Consider the following 17,984-nt stretch of genomic DNA (forward strand, 5'->3'; position numbering starts at 1 on the left):
CCAGGGATGATTATGAGCCTGTCTAAGGCCCTGCAAGGAGGCACATTTTTGGAACAGGGTTACACGCATGTGACCGAAGCCTGTCGTATCGTCGCCCCAATTTTGGCGCGCGTCGGCGACAAATGGAGCATCCTCATCGTGCGCCTGCTCGGCAACGGGCCGCGCCGGTTCAACGACATCAAGCGGACTGTCGACGGCATCTCGCAACGGATGCTGACGCTGACCTTGCGAGGGCTCGAGCGGGACGGGTTGGTCAGCCGTACCGTCTTCCCCACCGTCCCGCCGCGCGTCGAATACGAGCTGACGGATCTCGGCCGCTCACTGTGGGAGCCGGTCGCCGCATTGGGCCAATGGGCGGCTCTGAACGCCGAGGAGATCGGCCGCGCCCAGAAAGCCTTCGACAAGCGCGCCGCAGCCGCAGCCGACGAGATGGCCCGGCACCGCATTCCGGCGGTCGGCATGGCTTGACGAGAGCGAGCGTGCTCGTCCGGGCTTGCATCCGTGCCGCTGCGGTGGTCGAAGTGAGCACGGCGACCCAGGCTCGCCACTGCCCATCATCGTTACGGATTGAACATCATGCTTCGCGCCACTTCCGTCGTTCGCAAGGCTGCGGTCAAGGCCGACCGGGTGGCCGACACGCTGACCCTCGACCATGACGACCGCAACCGCCGCCGCCTGGCACTGAAGGCCGATGGCGGCCTCGATATCCTGCTCGATCTCGACAAGGCGACGGCTCTCGGGGATGGCGATGCCGTGAAACTGGAAGACGGCCGCCTCGTTCAGATCAAGGCCGCGCCGCAGAGCCTGCTCGAAATCCGGGCCGAGAATCCGCTCCGGCTGATGCGCGTCGCCTGGCACATCGGCAACCGCCACACCCCGGCCGAAATCACCGCCGATGCGGTTTATATCGAGAACGATCATGTCCTGGCCGAGATGGTGCGCGGGCAGGGCTGCACCATGACGCTGGTGGAACGCCCCTTCCAGCCGGAGCGCGGCGCCTACGACCATGGCGACGATTGCGACTGCGGCCACGATCATCACGGCCACGATCATGCCGGCCATGCCCATCACGGCCATGCCCAACACGGCCACGGCCATGAGGAGCACGGACACGGCAGTCATGATCATGACCACGGGCACGATCACAAGCATGCTCACGCAAACGCGCATTCACACGCCGAAGCTCACGCGCACAGCCATGCCGATGCCCATAGCCATGCCGAGGCGCACGAGCATGCCGCCTCCTGCGGCTGCGGCCACGATCACCACAAGCATGACCACGGCCATCGCCACGACGCCGAGCACGGTCACAAGGGCCACTCGCACGATCACTGAACGGGCAGGGCATGAACGCCCATCTCCCCTTGATGATCTGGTTGTCGCCGTCTTTTCCCGTCGGCGCCTTCGCCTATTCTCACGGTCTGGAATGGGCCTTCGAGGCCGGGGACCTGCATAATGCCGCGAGCCTGGGCGACTGGCTCGAAGCGCTCGTCTCTCACGGCTCGCTTCGCAACGATCTGATCCTGTTCGCGGCTGCCTTCCGGGCCGTGCAGGGTCGAGACGACGCTGCCTTGCACGAGGTCGCGGACCTCGCGTTGGCGCTGGCCAATTCCGCCGAGCGAAGGCTGGAGACGGTGACGCAGGGCAATGCCTTCGTTGCGGCCGTCAAGGCAGCCTGGCCCTGCGAGGCCATCGCCCGCTTGGGCGAGACATGGGAAGGCGAGGTTGCCTATCCGGTCGCGGTTGCCGTCGCCAGCGCCGGGCACAACTTGCCGCTGGCCGCCTGCCTGCAGGCCTATGGCCTCGCCTTCGTCGCCAACCTCGTCTCGGCCGCCGTCAGGCTCGGTATCGTCGGCCAGACCGACGGCCAGCGGATCACGGCCGGCTTGGTCCCGGCCTTGCATAAAGCGGCCGCGGGCGCGGAGAGCACCACGCTCGACGACCTCGGCGGCTGCACGATGCGGTCCGATATCGCGTCCTTGCGTCACGAAACCCAGTATTCGAGGCTGTTTCGCTCATGACACGTTCTCCCCACGGCCCGTTGCGCGTCGGCATCGGCGGCCCCGTCGGCTCCGGCAAGACGGCCCTGATGGAGGTGCTTTGCAAGCGCATGCGGGACGAGTACGACCTCTGCGCCATCACCAACGATATCTACACCAAGGAGGATGCGCGGCTCCTGACGGTCGCTGGCGCGCTCGCGGAGGAACGCATCATGGGCGTCGAGACCGGCGGCTGCCCCCACACCGCGATCCGCGAGGATTGCTCGATCAACCTCGCAGCGGTCGCGGAGATGCGCGGCAAGTTTCCGGCACTCGATCTCATCCTGATCGAATCCGGCGGCGACAACCTCGCCGCGACCTTTTCGCCCGAGCTGGCGGATCTGACGATCTACGTGATCGATGTCGCGGCTGGCGAGAAAATCCCGCGCAAAGGCGGGCCCGGCATCACGCGCTCCGACCTGCTCGTCATCAACAAGACCGATCTCGCGCCCCATGTCGGCGCCGATCTCGGCGTGATGGAGCGGGATTCCCTGATGATGCGGGGCAAGCGCCCCTTCGTCTTCACCAACACCCGCGCTGGAGAAGGCGTCGATGTGGTGATCGATTTCATCGAGACGGCTGGGGGCCTGAAGGCCGCCTCGGCGGCTTGAATGAATGGACTCTGGCCTAGACCGTCATTGCGAGGAGCAAAGCGACGAAGCAATCCAGGAGACTGGCTGAACGGTGGAAGCCAGTCTTCCTGGATTGCTTCGCTGCGCTCGCAATGACGAAATGAACTTTGCTTCGCGTGACCATGAGATGAGGAGATGACGGTGGCTAAGATCATGAAGATATGGGGACTGGCCGCTGCCGCGACCTTGTCCGCGACCTCTGCCTTCGCCCACACCGGCGTCGGTTCGGTGCACGGCTTCACGGCCGGGTTCTCTCACCCGCTGTTCGGGTTGGACCATCTCACGGCCATGGTCGCAGTCGGCCTGTGGGCCGGGCTGGTCGGCGGGAAGGCGCGCTTCGCCTACCCTGCTGCCTTCGTCGGGACGATGGTGCTGGCCGGCATTTGGGGCATGAGCGGCATGCCGCTCCCTGGCGTCGAGATCGGTATCGGCCTCTCGGTCGTCGCGCTGGGTCTCGCCATCGCCTTCAATGTGGCGCCGCCTCTCGCGGCCGGCGTGGCGGTCTGCGCGCTCTTCGCGATCTTCCATGGCCATGCCCATGGCGCGGAGCTACCGGAGGACGCGAGCGGCTTCACCTACGCCGCCGGTTTCGTGGTGGCCACAATGTCCTTGCACGGCATCGGACTGGTTCTCGCAACGCTGCTCGCCACCCACGCCCCGCGCCTGACCCGACTGGCAGGCGGCGCGATGGCCGTGGCGGGCGTCGCCTTCCTGGCCGGCTGAGCTGAAAAAATGCGAATGAAAAGGGGCGAGCTTCGAGCTCGCCCCTTTTCATCTGCCGAGCGCTAAAGCTCAGAACTCATAGCCCTTGACGCTGGCGAGCGCTTTCATGACGCCGCGCAGCTCCGCCAGCCCGCGCAGGCGGCCGACTGCCGGATAGCCCGGAAACGAGCCCTTCCCGGCGTCGTCGAGCAGTTCGTGGCCATGGTCCGGCCGCATCGGAATCTGCCAGGCGGCGATGCCGGCGGCCTTGCGGCGCGTCTCTTCCGCCATCAGGGCATCGACCAGCGCGACCATATCGGTATCGCCGCCGAGATGCTCGGCCTCCATGAACGAGCCGTCCGGGTCCTTCGCGACATTGCGCAGATGCGCGAACCAGATCTTGTCGGCGAAACGGCGCGCGATCGCCGGCACGTCGTTCTTCGGGTTCGCGCCTAGCGAGCCCGAGCACAGTGTCAGCCCGTTCGCCGGCGAGTCGATCGCGCCCAGAATCGAGGCGATGTCGTCTTCCGTCGAGCAGATGCGCGGCAGGCCGAACAATGGGCGCGGCGGATCGTCCGGATGGATGCACATCCGGATGCCGACCTCTTCTGCAGTGGGGATGATCGCCTCGAGAAAGCGCTTCAGATTGTCCTGCAGCTTCTCATGGGTCATGCCGCTGTAACGCTCGAGGATGCGGGCGAGGCCGGGCAGGTCATAGCGGTCGAAAGCGCCGGGCAAGCCGGCCATGACGCTGGACAGCAGCCGGTCGCGATCGGCTTCGCTGGAGTTCTCGAACCAGGCTTTCGCCTTGTCCATCACCTCGGCCGAATGGCCTTCATCAGCGCCTTGGCGCTTCAACATAAAGTGGTCGAGCGCGACATATTCATGCAGATTGAAGCGAAGCGCCGTCCCGCCGCCCGGCAGAGGCTCGGCAAGCTGCGTGCGCGTCCAGTCCAGCACCGGCATGAAATTGTAGCAGATCACCTGCAGCCCGCAGGCGGCAAGGTTGCGCATCGACTGGCGGTAATTCTCGAAGACGCTTTCGAGGTCGCCTTCGCCGATCTTGACGCTCTCATGGATCGGCAGGCTCTCGACCACCGTCCATTCGAGGCCGAGGCTTTTGTCAGCCCGGACTAGGGCCTGGCGCTTCTCGATCTCCTCGACGCTCCAGACCACGCCATAGGGGATCTGGTGCAGCGAGTTGACGATTCCTGAAGCGCCGGCCTGCCTGGCCTGGGCCAGCGTCACGACGTCGTCCGGGCCGAACCAGCGCCAGCATTGTTCCATAGTCTCATATCCTTTGGGCAGTTCGGGTCGTGGACAGGCGCTGCTTGAAAAGCGCCCGGTATCAGGATCGGTCCGGGGAAAGCCTGGAATCGTCGAAGGCGTCGGCGTGATCCTTCGCGATCGCGTCGATCGTCGCGAAGACGGTGCGTAGATGCGCCCGCATCGCCGCTTCGGCGCCGGCCGTGTCGTGCTGGATGATATGGGCCGCAATGACCCTGTGCTCGTGCAGGATCACCTCCGACCAGGATGGCGTCTCCAGCGAGAGGCAACGCACGCGGTCCATCTGGGCCTTCAGGCTCTCGATCAGGCTCCACACCGTGCTGTGCCCGGCAATGCGCGAGATTTCGGCATGGAAAACCTCGTCCAGCCGGAAGATCTCGGGCCTGTCCTGCCGCAGCACCGCTTCGGCCTGTTGTTGAATCTGAGCGTCCAGGCGGCGTCGGTCGCTGTCCCCGATGCGCTCGGCGGCCAGCACGACGGTCCGGCACTCCAGGGTCTCGCGGACGAACTGGCTGTTGTGCACGGCGGCGAGATCGATCGGCGCGACGAAGGTCCCGACCTGCGGCACGGCCACCAGAAACCCCTCCTCGACCAGCCGTTTGAACGCCTCGCGCACCGGCGTCCGGCTGACGCCGAAGCGCAGCGCCATCCGCGCCTCGGACATCGCCTCGCGCGGCTTCAGCCCGCCGCTGATGACGTCGGTGCGCAGCGCGCTGTAGATCTGATCCGTGCTATGTCGGGTTGCGGGATGGGCCATTGCCAAGCTCTTGACGACTAGTATACTAGGATACCGATCAACCCGGTCCTGCGTCAACTTGGCAGGTGTCCGGCCACAAAAAACGGACCGGATAGCTGCGGCTGCACCGGCAAAAAATCACCAAGGGTAAGAAGCGGAACCATCCGCGTTCGGAGGAGATACCATGGCTCAGGACAGCATCAATCGGCGTCATTTCATCGGCGGCGTCGCCGGCCTCGGCCTCGCGGCCCAGGCACCGGGCGCGTTCGCGCAAGCTCTCAAGCTGCCGACATCGCCCATCGCGATCTCGATCGTCGACGTGGCCGGCAACCTCGCGCTGACGCAGAAGGCGTTCGAGAACTACCGCAAGGCCAAGCCGAACGTCGTCTCGCGCATCACCTTCACCAAGGCACCGGCTCCCGAGCTGCCGGGCAAGATCAAGGCGCAGCAGGCCGCCAACCGCGTCGATATCGACATGGTGTTGACCGGCACGGACGCGCTCTCGGCCGGTGTCGAGCAGAACCTCTGGGTGCCGCTGCTGCCGCAGCAGGCCGGCAACCTGCCGAAGCTCGAGGACATCTTCCTCGAAGGCGCCTGGAAGATGCAGGGCCTGGCGAGCGGGCAGGGCGTCGTCGTGACCTATTATCCCTCGGGCCCGCTGCTCGAATACATGCCCGACAAGGTCAAGACCGTGCCGACGACGGCTCAGGAGCTGCTCGCCTGGACCAAGGAGAACAAGGGACGGTTCATTTATCCGCGTCCGGCGAACTCTGGCCCCGGCCGCACCTGGATCATGGGCCTGCCCTACATCCTTGGCGACAAGGATCCCAAGGATCCGGAGAAGGGCTGGGACAAGACCTGGGCCTTTCTCAAGGAGCTCGGCGAGAACATCGAGTACTATCCCGCCGGCACCGCTGCGGTGATGAAGGAACTGGGCGACGGCTCGCGCGACATGACCGTCAGCACGACGGGCTGGGACATCAACCCCCGCGTCCTCGGCGTCGTGCCGAAGGAGGCGAAGGTCGCGGCGCTGAAGGGCTTCCACTGGGTCACCGACGCTCACTACATGTGCATCCCGAAGGGCGTCTCGGACGAGAAGCTCGCCGTGCTGATCGACATGATGAACTTCGTGCTCACCAAGGAGCAGCAGGCCTATACCTATGACGAGGGCTATTTCTATCCGGGCCCGGCCGTAAAGGGCGTCACGCTCGATATGGCGCCGGAAGACAGCCAGAAGGCGATCAAGGAATTCGGCCGCGCCGAATACGACAAGCTGATCTCCGATAATCCGCTCGAGACCCCGCTCGATCCGGCGAAGATGGTCGTCGCGTTCCGCATCTGGGACGAGCAGATCGGCGGCGCCAAGAAGAAGTAATCTCCACCTCATGGCCGGCGGCGGGCGGGGCGCGAAAGCCTCGCCCGCCGCCGCGCATCGTCACGCTATCGCCCCCGGAATCCGGAAGCCATGACCATCAACGCAGCCTCTTTTCGCGAGCTCAAGCTCGACCGCCTGAGCCGCGACTTCGGCACCCACAACGCGCTCAAGGACGTCTCGCTGACGATAGGCAAGGGCGAGTTCATTGCTCTGCTGGGCCCGTCCGGCTGCGGCAAGTCGACCACGCTGAACCTGATCGCCGGCTTGCTGCCCGCCACAGGCGGTGGCATCTGGCTCGATGAAAAGCGCATCGACCCGCTGCGGCCGGAAGAGCGCGGCTTCGGCATGGTCTTCCAGAACTACGCCCTGTTTCCGCATATGACGGTGGCGAAGAACATCGGCTTCGGCCTCAAGATGCGCGGCATCGCACGCGCCGAGATCGATAAGCGCGTGGCCGAGGCGGTTGCGCTCGTCAGGCTGCAGGGCCAGACGGAGAAACTGCCGGGCCAGCTTTCGGGCGGCCAGCAGCAACGTGTCGCGATCGCGCGCGCCATCGTCGTCGAGCCGCCGCTGGTCCTGATGGACGAGCCGCTGTCGAACCTCGACGCCAAGCTGCGGCTGGAGATGCGCGCCGAGATCCGCCGCATTCACAACACGCTCGGCGCCACCACCATCTACGTGACGCACGATCAGGAAGAAGCGCTCTCGCTGGCCGACCGCATCGTCGTGCTGCGTGACGGCGTCGTCCGCCAGGTCGGCACGCCGGAAGATCTCTTCATGCGGCCGGACCATTTCGACGTCGCGGAGTTCATGGGCTTCCGCAACCGCGCGACCGGCAAGGTCGTCTCGGTGGCGGAGGGCCGCGCGGTCGTGGCGGTGGGAACGGCGCAGATCACCGGACGCACCCGCAATGCGGTGAGCGTCGGCGCAAACGCCGCGATCGCCATCCGCCCCGAGGACATGCACCCCGTCGCGGCCGGCCAGCCGGGTCTTCAGGCGCAGGTTGTCTCGACCGAGTTCCGCGGCCGCGAATTCGTCGGCTTCGCGCGCATGACGGATGGCACCGACCTGTCCTTCCTCGCCCATGACAAGCTGACGCCGGGCGAGACGGTGACGCTCGCCGCAGAGCCTGACCGCGTTCTGGTTTATGGAGACGCGGCGTGAGCACGGCGGTCTCCTCCATCCCCCTCAGGCAGCGGCTGGCCGCGCGCGGTGTCGACGGGCTGACCCTGCTCGTCCTTCCGGCGGTGCTGTTCCTGCTGGCGCTGTTCATCTACCCGTTCCTGTACGGGCTCCTGCTCTCCTTCGAGCCGAAGGTGGGCGGCGTCTTCGCCAATTATCAGCGCTTCTTCTCCGATCCGTTCCTGTACGGCACGATCGCGACGACGCTCTGGCTCGCGCTTCCCGTCACGGTCGCGACATTGGCGCTGGCGATTCCGATCGCCTTTCGCGTCCGCCTGATGAAGAACCAGCGGCTGTTGACGACGATCCTGGTGATCCCGATCACGCTCGGCACCGTGCTCGTCGCGCAGGGCCTGCTAAACTATCTCGGCCCGCAGGGCTGGTTCAATCGCACTTTGTTGACCCTCGGCATCATCTCGACGCCGGTGAAGCTGCTGCACAATTACTGGGGCGTGATGCTCTCGCTGGTCATCACCGGCTTCCCCTTCACCTTCCTGCTGACGCTGTCCTACCTCTCCGGCATCGATCCCGCGCTGGAAAATGCCGGCGCGACGCTTGGCGCCGGGCCGTGGGAACGCTTCAAGCACATCCTGTTCCCGCTGCTCCTGCCGGGGCTCGCGATCACGTTCTGCCTGAGCTTCGTGCAGGCCTTCTCGGTGTTCCCCTCGGCGGTCTTGCTGGGCGCGCCTTCGGGGCCGACGCGCGTGATCTCGATCGCGGCTTATCAGGCCGCCTTCGAGGAATACGACTACTCGATGGCCTCGGCCGTCGCGATGATCATGGGCGTGGTCCAGCTCGGCATCGTGGTGCTGATTCTGGCCGCGCGCGGCCTGCTGTATCGCGGCCCGGCCGGCGGCGGAAAGGGCTGAGACATGGTCAAGGACACGCGCCTTTCCACCAAGATCTGGGCAGCCGCCAACTGGGCGCTGATCGGCTTCTTCATCGTCAACCTCTTCGCCATGATCGGCACCGTGGTCGTCTCGTCGTTCTCGACGCGCTGGCTCGGCACCTGGCTGCCGGCCGGCTGGACGACGCGCTGGTATGCGGCTGCCTGGAACGAGTTCCAGCTGTATGACGTGCTGCTCGTCACCTTCCAGATCGTTTTCCTGGTGGTGTTTCTCTCGGGCCTGATCGGCGTGCCGGCGGCCTATGCGCTGGCGCGACGGGACTTTCCGGGCAAGCGGCTGGTGATGTTGCTCTTCCTGCTGCCCTTGATGATCCCGCCGATCACCTTCGGCATCCCGCTTGCCACGGTGCTCTACCAGACCGGCTTTGCCGGCCAGATGTCGGGTGTGGTGCTGGCCAATCTCGTGCCGACGGTCCCCTTCGTCATCCTTGTGATGATCCCCTTCATCGAGCAGATCGACACCAAGATCGAGCACGCCGCGCGGGTTTTCGGAGCCAACACCTTCAAGCTGTTCGTCCATGTGCTGCTGCCGCTGCTGCTGCCCGGCATCCTGGCCGCGCTGTTGCTGGTGCTGGTGCGCACGCTCGCGATGTTCGAGCTGACCTTCCTCACGGCCGGGCCGACCAGCCAGACATTGGTCGTGGCGCTCTATTATGCCGTCTTCGCCGCCGGCGTGCGCGCCGTGCAGTCGATCGACGCCATGGCGGTGATCTACATGGTGACCACGCTGATCTGGCTCATCATCGCGCTGCGCTTCGTCAACCCCACGCAGATCGTGGCTCGCGCCAAGAAGTAGGCGCAACGCGGCGGCCGGAACCGGCCGCGCTGGCTCGGCATTTCCTCCATGGGTCGACGACGGACGCCCATGGAGGCGTGAATGGCGACGGGCAGTATCCGCATCGGCATATCCGGCTGGGCCTATCCGCCCTGGCGCGGCGACTTCTACCCGAAAGGCCTGACACAGAAGCGCGAACTGGCTTATGTCGCCGCGCTTTTTCCCAGCATCGAGATCAACGGCACCTTCTACGGCCTGCAGACGCCCGGAAGCTTTGCCCGCTGGGCGGACGAGGCGCCGGAAGACTTCGTCTTTGCAGTGAAGGGGCCGCGCTTCCTCACCCACATCCTGCGCCTCAAAGGTATCGAAACGCCGCTGGCCAATTTTCTCGCCTCGGGCCTGCTGCGGCTGGGCAGTAAGCTCGGGCCGATCCTCTGGCAATTTCCTGCGAGCTTCGCCTTCGACCCGGAGAGATTCGGCGCCTTTCTCACTATGCTGCCCCAGACCGCCGGGGCCGCTGGCGCCTGTGCGCGGCAGCACGACGATCATCTCAAGGCACCGGCCTGGCTTCAGAGCGACGGCGTCGGCGCGTTACGCCATGCGGTCGAGGTGCGGCATGAGAGCTTTCGCGACCCGGTCTTCATCGCTCTGCTGCGCGCCCACAACATCGCGCTCGTCTGCGCCGATGCCGTCGATTGGCCACTCTGGACCGATCTCACGGCCGATTTCGCCTATATCCGCCTTCACGGCTCGCAACAGCTTTACCGCAGCGGCTATGACGATCGGGCGCTCGACCACTGGGCTGCGCTGATCTCGGCCTGGGCCGAAGGGCGCGATGCCGGCCGGGACGACCGTATCGACCCTGCCGGGCCGGACGGCCGCCCGCGCGATGTTTATGTCTATTTCGACAACACGATGACGCCGCGCGCGCCACGCGATGCTCTGGCGCTGATGAAGCGGCTGGGCCTGGAGCCGGACGAGGCGGCTGCCGCCTCTCTCGTCAGGCGGTGAGGCATCGAGCAGCCACATCGGTACGCGTCCGACCGGACGCGGTCACAACGATCCGCGCCGGGCCTCGCATCGCCGGGTCGATTGCGCTATGAGGCGCGCTTCGCGTTCGATCGGCAATGCCGAGTTCCTGGATTCATGACACCGCTCTCGCCCCATCGCTTTTCCGTCGCGCCGATGATGGACTGGACCGACAGCGCCTGCCGCATCATCCACCGGACGATGTCGCGCCACGCCCGGCTCTACAGTGAGATGGTCACGGCTCTGGCAGTGATCCACGGCAACCGCGAGCGCCTCATCGGCTTCGACCCGATGGAGCACCCGCTGGCCCTTCAGCTCGGCGGAAACGACCCCAAGCTGCTGGCTCAGGCCGCCCGGATCGGCGCCGATTTCGGCTATGACGAGATCAATCTGAATTGTGGCTGCCCCTCCGATCGGGTCCAAGGCGGCGCCTTCGGAGCCTGCCTAATGCGCGAGCCGGCGCTGGTCGGCGAATGCGTCGCGGCGATGAAGGCGGCGGTTCCCATCCCCGTCACGGTGAAATGCCGCCTCGGCGTCGACGATCAGGATCCCGAGGCCGCGCTCGACGAGTTGACCGCAGCAATTCGCACCGCCGATGTCGATGCGCTGGTCGTTCATGCCCGCAAGGCTTGGCTGCAAGGGCTCTCGCCCAAGGAAAACCGCGAGATCCCGCCGCTCGATTACGAGCGCGCCTATCGCCTGAAAGCCGCCAATCCCGATCTGCCGGTCAGCCTGAATGGTGGCATCAAGGCGCCTGCGGAATGGCTACCGCATCTGGACAGGCTTGACGGTGTCATGATCGGCCGCGAGGCTTACCAGAACCCGGAAATCCTGTTGCAGGTCGACCCGCTGCTCTTCGGCGAAGACGCGCCGGTGCCGGACGCCTTCGCGATGTTGGAAGCGCTCGAGCCGCATATCGCGGCGCATCTGGAGCGCGGCGGGAGGCTGCACGCCTTCACCCGCCATCTTGTCGGGCTTTTCCCCGGCCGGCCGGGCGCGCGCCTGTTCCGCCGACACCTCGCCGAACATTGCGTTAAGGCCGATGCGACCTTCGCCGATCTCCGGGCGGCAACGGCGCATGTCTCGCGCCACGACGCGGAGGCTGCCTGACGGGCAACGCGCGTCGTTCCGGCATGAGCCGAAGCCCTTGCCTCGGCGGGGGAAATGACCCAAACGGAACAACTGCCCACCGGAATGTTCCATGCTTGCTGGCATCCCTCTCGGCGATCTCGCCTTCCTTGCCGTCTCGCTCGTGCTGGCCGGCGCGGCGACGGGGTTGCTGGCCGGCGTCTTTGGCGTCGGCGGCGGGGCTGTCGTTGTTCCCGTGCTGTTCGAGGTCTTTCGCGTCATCGGCGTGCCCGAGGAGGTGCGGATGCCGCTCAGCGTCGGCACCTCGCTGGCGGTCATCATTCCGACCTCGATCCGCTCCTTCAACGCGCACCGCGCCAAGGGGCTGGTCGACCTCTCGATTCTGAAAATCTGGGCGCTGCCGGTGGTGCTGGGTGTGCTTGTCGGCAGTTACATCGCTCGTTTCGCTCCAGCCGACCTGTTCAAGATCGTCTTCGTCGTCGTCGCAACGCTTTCGGCGCTGCGTCTGCTCTTCGCTGCAGATCGCTGGAAGTTCGGCGAGGAGATGCCGGGCAAGCCGGTCATGGTGGCTTATGGCGGCGTCATCGGCGTGCTGTCGGCGCTGATGGGCATCGGCGGCGGGCAGCTCTCCAGCCTGTTCATGACTTTTTACGGCCGCCCAATTCATCAGGCGGTCGCGACCTCTTCGGGTCTCGGCGTGTTGATCTCGATTCCCGGCGCGCTCGGCTTCATCTATGCCGGCTGGCCGAAGATGGACGTTCTGCCGCCGCTCTCGCTCGGCTATGTCTCGCTGATCGGGATGGTCCTGTTCATCCCGACCTCGGTCTGGATGGCGCCGATCGGCGCCCGTATGGCGCATCGGCTGTCGAAGCGACGGCTGGAGGTCGCATTCGGCCTGTTTCTGCTGGTGGTCGCCGGCCGCTTCCTTTGGTCGCTACTGCATTGAAGGCCGCGCATCATGCTTGGACTTGACCTGAGCATCTCATGACGAAAGGGCGCTGGTGTCCGAGATGCTCGGGTCAAACCCGAACATGATGCCCCGGATCATTCGCCCTTAAATGCAGTCGCTCTGGCAGCAGCTCCATGATCGCCTGCCGCTCTGCTTCGCTCAGGCTTGACCATTGCGCGATCTCGGCGAGCGTGCGGCCGCAGCCCTCGCACAGGCCGCTTGCCGGATCGATCACGCAAATGTGGACGCAAGGCGTGGAGAGCGCCGTCATCGCGCGCTCCATCCGATAGCCAGCGCAAGCCCGAGATAGACCGCGATTTCGGTCAGCTGTTGCATGGCGCCGACGATATCGCCGGTCTGACCGCCGATCAGTCGGCGCGCCAGCCGTGTCAGCCAGGCCGCGACCGAGATCGCCAGCAACAACCCCAGAAGCAGCCCTGTCGGTGGAATCCGGGCCGCCAGCGTCAATGCGCCTCCCAGCAGGGCGCTGAGAATGAGCCCGAGATAGGCCGTTGCCGCCTGCGGCGTCCCCACGGCGGCGGAGGCGCCGCTGCTGCGGGCCGGCGGCTCCTTGGCGAGCAGAAGCACGCCCTGAGCGCGGGACCACGGCGCCGCGATCAGCACGGCCGCCGCGCCGGCCCAGGGACCCGCGCGATCGACGATCATCGCGATCAGGCTTGCCCGCAGCAGCAGGGACAGGCCGATCGCCATCGCGCCATAGGCGCCGATGCGGCTGTCCTTCATGATCTCCAGCCGCCGCTCCGGCGTATGCCCGCCGAACAACCCGTCCGCGGTATCGGCCAGGCCGTCCTCGTGGAAAGCCCCGGTCGTCAATGCGAGGGTGGCCAGCGCCAGTCCCGCGACGACCAGACCGTCCAGCCGCGCCAGCCCCGCGAGAAGCACGACAAGAGCGGCCGGCAGCACGATGAGAAGAGCCGCGAAGGGCAGGGCACGCGGGATCAGTCTGAAGTCCGGCAGGCCGTGCAGCTCGCTTTCGCCCGGCAGCTTCGGTACGGGCAGCCGCGACCAGAAGCGCAGGCAGATCGCCGTCGCGATCAGCCAGCCCGGCCAATACGGCGCGGCCTTCTGGGCCCTGTCCTCGGCTTCGGCCATGGCCGCTCGCTGCTCCCCTCGATTGTCATCCCAGCCCTGAGCCTATAGCAGCAGGGGCAACCGCGCCGCCATGGTCGCGCGCCGGTGCTGCATCCGCGATGGAACGAGACATGGCCGCTTCGGGACTGCCCTTCGACGATATCCGCGAGCTGATCGCCGCCATGCCGGGCCCCGACATGGCCTCCGCCAATGCCGTGCGGGCGCGCGACGCCCAACTGACGAAGCCGGCCGGCAGCCTCGGCCGCATGGAAGAGATCGCCGAATGGCTGGCAGCCTGGCAGGGCAAGGCGCCTCCGCGTGTCGACCGGCCGCTGGTCTGCGTCTTCGCCGGCAATCACGGCGTGGTGGCGCAGGGCGTCTCGGCCTTTCCGCAGGCGGTGACGCGCCAGATGTTGGAGAATTTCGCGGCCGGCGGCGCCGCGATCAACCAGATCTGCGCCGCCTATGATCTCGGCTTCAAGGTGTTCGATCTCGCGCTCGACCTGCCGACCGGCGATTTCACGCAGACTGAGGCGCTCGACGAGCGCGCCTGCGTCGCCACCATGGCCTTCGGCATGGAAGCGCTCGCCGGCGGAGCCGATCTGCTCTGCCTCGGCGAGATGGGCATCGGCAACACCACATCGGCTGCGGCCATCTATGCCGCGCTGTATGGCGGCGACGCCGCGCAATGGTGCGGCCGCGGCACCGGGCTCGACGATGAGGGCCTGAAGCGCAAGATCGCCGCCGTGGAAGCGGGGATCGCCTTGCACCGCGCTCATCTCAAGGACCCGCTGGAGGTGCTGCGCCGGCTCGGCGGACGCGAGATCGCGGCGATCTGCGGCGCCATCATCGCCGCCCGCTCGCAGCGCATCCCAGTGATTCTGGATGGCTATGTCGTGACCGCCGCAGCCGCGATCCTGCACGCGATCGAGCCCTCGACCATCGACCATTGCCTCGCCGGCCATCTCTCGACCGAGGGCGCTCATGCGCAGGTGCTGGCCCATCTCGGCAAGGTGCCGCTGCTGGCGCTCGACATGCGGCTGGGCGAAGCGTCCGGCGCCGCGCTTGCGGCCGGCATCGTCAAGGCCGCCGCCGCGATCCATTCGGGCATGGCGACCTTCGAACAGGCCCAGGTCGCGCGGAAGGGTTAAGCGCAACCAGTCTGTCATTTCAGGGCGGCCGAAGGCTCGAGCCCTAAACCCGGGACATGGCCCTTGCCGTCATGGTCGGGCTTGTCCCGGCCATCCACGTCTTCGTTTGGCGCATGCGGTGTTCAAGACGTGGATGCTCGCCACAAGGGCGAGCATGACGGCTGCAGGAGCGTGTTCGTGGGTTCCGGGTTCGCGCCTATGGCGCGCCCCGGAATGACAACGTGGCTACCCCGCGTAATCCGTCTTCAGCGACGTCCGCTCCTCTTGCCGCTCCAGAGCCAGCTCGATCAGCCGGGTGATCAGGGCGGGATAGGCCATGCCGGAGGCCTCCATCATCTTCGGATACATGCTGATGGCGGTGAAGCCCGGCAAGGTGTTGATTTCGTTGAAGTAGAACTCGCCGTTCTGCCGGTCGAGGAAGAAGTCGACCCGCGCCAGCCCGCTGCATTCCAGCGTGACGAAAGCCGTCTTCGCGAGCGCCTGCACGCGCTGCATCTGGGCCGGCTCGAGCTTCGCCGGGAGATCGACCGTCGCGCCGTCGCTGTCGAGATACTTCGCCTCGTAGGAATAGAATTCGTGCTGGGGGCCGGCATTGAGTTCGCTCGCGACGCTGGCGAAAGGCGGGTCGCCGTCCAGAACCGCGACCTCGATCTCGCGCGCATCGACGCCCTGCTCGATCAAAACCCGCGTGTCGTAGGAGAACGCATCGTCCAGCGCCGCAGCCAGATCCTCCCAGCGCTTGACCTTATGCACGCCGACGCTGGAGCCCATATTGCAGGGCTTGATGAACAGCGGCAGCGTCAGCTTCGCCTGTGCTGCCGAGGCGACCGCTGCCGGGTCGCGCGCATGGTCGCGCTTCGTCGCCACCTGATAAGGCGCCACCGGCAGGCCGGCGAGCGCGACCAGCTTCTTCGCCATGTCCTTGTGCATGCTGATCGCCGAGGCCATCACGCCCGAGCCGACATAGGCCGCCCCTGACAAATCGAGCAGACCCTGCACCGCGCCGTCCTCGCAGAGCGGGCCGTGGATCACCGGGAACACGACATCGATCACGTCGTTCGCGGCCGAGCCGTCCACCGGAGCAGCCGACAACAGTCCGCCGCCCGAGTTGGCCAGCCTGATCTCGGGCGCATCCGCGAAGATCGGCAGGCTCTCGCCATTGCTGTCCGTCAGGCGTCGCGCATCCTGTCGCTGCCAGCGGCCTTGCTTGTCGATACTGATCGGCACGGGCTCGAATCGCGTCCGATCGAGATGGCGCAGGACTGAAGCTGCCGATTTCAGCGAAACCTCGTGCTCTCCGGATTTGCCGCCGTAAAGCACCGCGACGCGGGTTTTCTCGGTCATGTCGAACAGTTCCAGTCGGGGCCGGCAGGGAAAGGGAAAGCGAGGAAAGGGAAGGGCAGGGAAGGCGTCATTACGAATGGCGCTCGCATCGGGGCAAAAAGACGAAGGCTCAAGCGACGCGCGCCCGGTGGGGCTCCGGCAGGGCGGCGAGGGTGTCCATCACCCGCTCCGCCGGCAGCGTGATGGTGACTTCCGTGCCGGCACGGGGCCTGGACTTCAGCATGAAGCCGCCGCCGTGGAGATCGACCAGCCCCTTCACGATCGGCAGCCCGAGGCCGGAGCCCTGTTCGGCCGTCTTGATCGCGAGCGAGCCGCGCCCGAAACTCTGCATCACGATCGGAATCTCGTTTTCTGGAATGCCCGGCCCGGTATCGGTGATGGTGGTGTATTGGCCGCCGGCGGCCGTCCAGCCGACCTTGATGGTGATCTCGCCGCCCTGCGGGGTGAACTTGATCGCGTTGGACAGGATGTTCAGGATCGCCTGCCGCATCGCCCGCTCGTCGGCCCAGACGCGCGGCAGATCCGGCTCGGCGTGTTGGCGGATGGTCTGGCCCTTCGCCTTGGCCCGCAACGCCAGCATATGGCGGCAATCCTCGACGATGGCGACGAGCGAGAGCGCTTCCTCGTTCAGCTCGTATTTGCCGGCCTCGATGCGCGAAAGGTCGAGGATTTCGTTGATCAGGTTCAGCAGATGTTGTCCCGAGCCATGGATGTCGCCCGAATATTCCTTGTAGGCGGCATTGGCGTGCGTGCCGAAGATCTCGTTCTTCATCACTTCGGAAAAGCCGAGGATGGCGTTCAGCGGGGTCCGCAGCTCGTGGCTCATCGTCGCCAGGAACCGCGATTTGGCGAGGTTGGCCTCCTCGGCCTTGCGGCGGGCCTCGTCCGAATTGGCGTTGGCGGTCTCCAGCTCGGCGATCAGCGCATCCTTTTCGGCGCGGAAGCTGATGGTCGCGACGGAACTCGCATAGAGCCGGTTGGCGAGGAAGATGAAGAAGAGCTGAGCCGCGGCCGCCATTGCCGCCATCGTCATGCTGTCGATGTCGCGCCGATCCCAGAAGAACACCATTATCCCTAGGACGACCGGTGACAGCCCGGCATAGACGGCGAGCGGGATCGACGAGACGACCATCACCGCGAGCGCGCTTGCGATCAGCAGGGCGGTGGTGGCGAAGATCTTGGCGCCGGGCGCATCGACATGTGCGAACAGCAGCAGCAGCGCCGCCCAGCAGAGCCCGTGAAAACCTTCCGCGAAAGCAAAAAGACGGCGCCAGCGTGTGATCCTGACGGCATCGGGTCGCTTGGCGAGGTAGCGCCGCGACAACATCACGATCAGCGTGCCGCTCGCCAGCACCAGCCCGCTCCAGGAAGCGACGAGATAGGCCGGGAGCCACAGGCAGGAGGCAAAGGCGATGCCGACGACGAGCACCAGCGTGCCGACCGAGCCGGACAGGCGATATTGCGCGAAGCTGCGCAGCAGCTCGTTGTCGAAGGCGCGTTCCAGGCCGGTCGAGGAGGTCAGCCGCTCGCGCACGGTCTTGACGTCGCGCGTGAGCAGCTTGCGACGTGCCACCGCCGCAGGATCGGGCCCGCGTCCGCGCTGTACCTGTTCGGCCGTCACTTCCGGCATGATGGGGGATACGCATCCTCGTTCGGCCCTGCGAAGCGCAAGGTCGGCTGGCCATCATGAACACT

19 protein-coding genes are annotated in these 17,984 nt (G+C 66.0%); 13 read left to right on the forward strand and 6 right to left on the reverse strand.

The window, feature by feature from the left end; genetic code table 11:
• Window positions 1-12 precede the first annotated feature (12 nt).
• The 5 genes from AC1DR6_RS09420 to AC1DR6_RS09440 all read left to right on the forward strand — a co-directional run bounded on the left by AC1DR6_RS09420 (window position 13) and on the right by AC1DR6_RS09440 (window position 3,394).
• On the forward strand, window positions 13-468 hold the full coding sequence (locus tag AC1DR6_RS09420) for a winged helix-turn-helix transcriptional regulator (RefSeq protein WP_476828933.1): 456 nt from the start codon (window positions 13-15) through the stop codon (window positions 466-468).
• A 108-nt stretch (window positions 469-576) separates the two neighbouring features.
• The gene (locus AC1DR6_RS09425; RefSeq protein WP_476828934.1) at window positions 577-1,335 is read left to right on the forward strand and encodes an urease accessory protein UreE; all 759 of its coding nucleotides are present in this window, start codon (window positions 577-579) and stop codon (window positions 1,333-1,335) included.
• Window positions 1,336-1,346: 11 nt separating this feature from the next.
• The gene (locus AC1DR6_RS09430) at window positions 1,347-2,021 is read left to right on the forward strand and encodes an urease accessory protein UreF (RefSeq protein WP_476828935.1); all 675 of its coding nucleotides are present in this window, start codon (window positions 1,347-1,349) and stop codon (window positions 2,019-2,021) included.
• Window positions 2,018-2,650, forward strand: coding sequence for an urease accessory protein UreG (gene ureG / locus AC1DR6_RS09435; protein WP_476828936.1), 633 nt, complete (start codon window positions 2,018-2,020; stop codon window positions 2,648-2,650). The genes AC1DR6_RS09430 and ureG overlap by 4 nt, the downstream gene beginning before the upstream one ends.
• 156 nt (window positions 2,651-2,806) lie before the next feature.
• Window positions 2,807-3,394: a HupE/UreJ family protein gene (locus AC1DR6_RS09440; RefSeq protein ID WP_476828937.1), complete on the forward strand. Its 588-nt coding sequence runs from the start codon at window positions 2,807-2,809 to the stop codon at window positions 3,392-3,394.
• Window positions 3,395-3,463: 69 nt separating this feature from the next.
• Here AC1DR6_RS09440 and uxuA read toward each other — a convergent pair whose 3' ends face one another.
• Window positions 3,464-4,660: a mannonate dehydratase gene (gene uxuA / locus AC1DR6_RS09445; protein WP_476828938.1), complete on the reverse strand. Its 1,197-nt coding sequence runs from the start codon at window positions 4,658-4,660 to the stop codon at window positions 3,464-3,466.
• 61 nt (window positions 4,661-4,721) lie between these two features.
• The gene (locus AC1DR6_RS09450; protein ID WP_476828939.1) at window positions 4,722-5,417 is read right to left on the reverse strand and encodes a GntR family transcriptional regulator; all 696 of its coding nucleotides are present in this window, start codon (window positions 5,415-5,417) and stop codon (window positions 4,722-4,724) included.
• A gap of 163 nt (window positions 5,418-5,580) precedes the next feature.
• Between AC1DR6_RS09450 and AC1DR6_RS09455 the strand changes: the two genes are divergently transcribed.
• From AC1DR6_RS09455 to AC1DR6_RS09485, 7 genes are all read left to right on the forward strand, one after another.
• Window positions 5,581-6,771 carry an ABC transporter substrate-binding protein gene (locus tag AC1DR6_RS09455; RefSeq protein ID WP_476828940.1) on the forward strand — a complete coding sequence of 397 codons (1,191 nt, stop codon included), beginning with the start codon at window positions 5,581-5,583 and terminating at the stop codon, window positions 6,769-6,771.
• A 96-nt stretch (window positions 6,772-6,867) separates the two neighbouring features.
• The gene (locus AC1DR6_RS09460) at window positions 6,868-7,935 is read left to right on the forward strand and encodes an ABC transporter ATP-binding protein (RefSeq protein WP_476829006.1); all 1,068 of its coding nucleotides are present in this window, start codon (window positions 6,868-6,870) and stop codon (window positions 7,933-7,935) included.
• Entirely contained in the window at window positions 7,932-8,822 is an 891-nt protein-coding gene (locus AC1DR6_RS09465) for an ABC transporter permease (protein WP_476828941.1), read from the forward strand. Before AC1DR6_RS09460 ends, AC1DR6_RS09465 begins: the two co-directional genes overlap by 4 nt.
• 3 nt (window positions 8,823-8,825) lie before the next feature.
• Window positions 8,826-9,656, forward strand: a complete 831-nt coding sequence (locus AC1DR6_RS09470) for an ABC transporter permease (protein ID WP_476828942.1) — start codon at window positions 8,826-8,828, stop codon at window positions 9,654-9,656.
• Between the two features lie 81 nt (window positions 9,657-9,737).
• Window positions 9,738-10,646 carry a DUF72 domain-containing protein gene (locus AC1DR6_RS09475; RefSeq protein ID WP_476828943.1) on the forward strand — a complete coding sequence of 303 codons (909 nt, stop codon included), beginning with the start codon at window positions 9,738-9,740 and terminating at the stop codon, window positions 10,644-10,646.
• Between the two features lie 135 nt (window positions 10,647-10,781).
• On the forward strand, window positions 10,782-11,774 hold the full coding sequence (gene dusA / locus AC1DR6_RS09480; protein ID WP_476828944.1) for a tRNA dihydrouridine(20/20a) synthase DusA: 993 nt from the start codon (window positions 10,782-10,784) through the stop codon (window positions 11,772-11,774).
• 91 nt (window positions 11,775-11,865) lie between these two features.
• The gene (locus AC1DR6_RS09485) at window positions 11,866-12,699 is read left to right on the forward strand and encodes a sulfite exporter TauE/SafE family protein (RefSeq protein WP_476828945.1); all 834 of its coding nucleotides are present in this window, start codon (window positions 11,866-11,868) and stop codon (window positions 12,697-12,699) included.
• A gap of 73 nt (window positions 12,700-12,772) precedes the next feature.
• Here AC1DR6_RS09485 and AC1DR6_RS09490 read toward each other — a convergent pair whose 3' ends face one another.
• Window positions 12,773-12,985 carry a DUF1289 domain-containing protein gene (locus AC1DR6_RS09490; RefSeq protein ID WP_476828946.1) on the reverse strand — a complete coding sequence of 71 codons (213 nt, stop codon included), beginning with the start codon at window positions 12,983-12,985 and terminating at the stop codon, window positions 12,773-12,775.
• Window positions 12,970-13,815 carry an adenosylcobinamide-GDP ribazoletransferase gene (locus tag AC1DR6_RS09495; protein WP_476828947.1) on the reverse strand — a complete coding sequence of 282 codons (846 nt, stop codon included), beginning with the start codon at window positions 13,813-13,815 and terminating at the stop codon, window positions 12,970-12,972. Before AC1DR6_RS09495 ends, AC1DR6_RS09490 begins: the two co-directional genes overlap by 16 nt.
• A gap of 110 nt (window positions 13,816-13,925) precedes the next feature.
• On the opposite strand from AC1DR6_RS09495, the gene cobT reads away from it, so the two are divergent.
• The gene (gene cobT, locus AC1DR6_RS09500) at window positions 13,926-14,945 is read left to right on the forward strand and encodes a nicotinate-nucleotide--dimethylbenzimidazole phosphoribosyltransferase (RefSeq protein ID WP_476828948.1); all 1,020 of its coding nucleotides are present in this window, start codon (window positions 13,926-13,928) and stop codon (window positions 14,943-14,945) included.
• A gap of 225 nt (window positions 14,946-15,170) precedes the next feature.
• On the opposite strand, the gene AC1DR6_RS09505 is transcribed toward cobT, so the two are convergent.
• Together AC1DR6_RS09505 and AC1DR6_RS09510 are read right to left on the reverse strand one after the other, a co-directional pair.
• A complete protein-coding gene (locus tag AC1DR6_RS09505) occupies window positions 15,171-16,289 on the reverse strand; it encodes a D-alanine--D-alanine ligase family protein (protein WP_476828949.1) in 1,119 nt (372 codons plus the stop codon).
• A 109-nt stretch (window positions 16,290-16,398) separates the two neighbouring features.
• Window positions 16,399-17,919, reverse strand: a complete 1,521-nt coding sequence (locus AC1DR6_RS09510; RefSeq protein ID WP_476828950.1) for a sensor histidine kinase — start codon at window positions 17,917-17,919, stop codon at window positions 16,399-16,401.
• Window positions 17,920-17,984: the final 65 nt, after the last annotated feature.

The sequence above is a fragment of the Allobosea sp. P5_A5 genome (assembly GCF_056400625.1).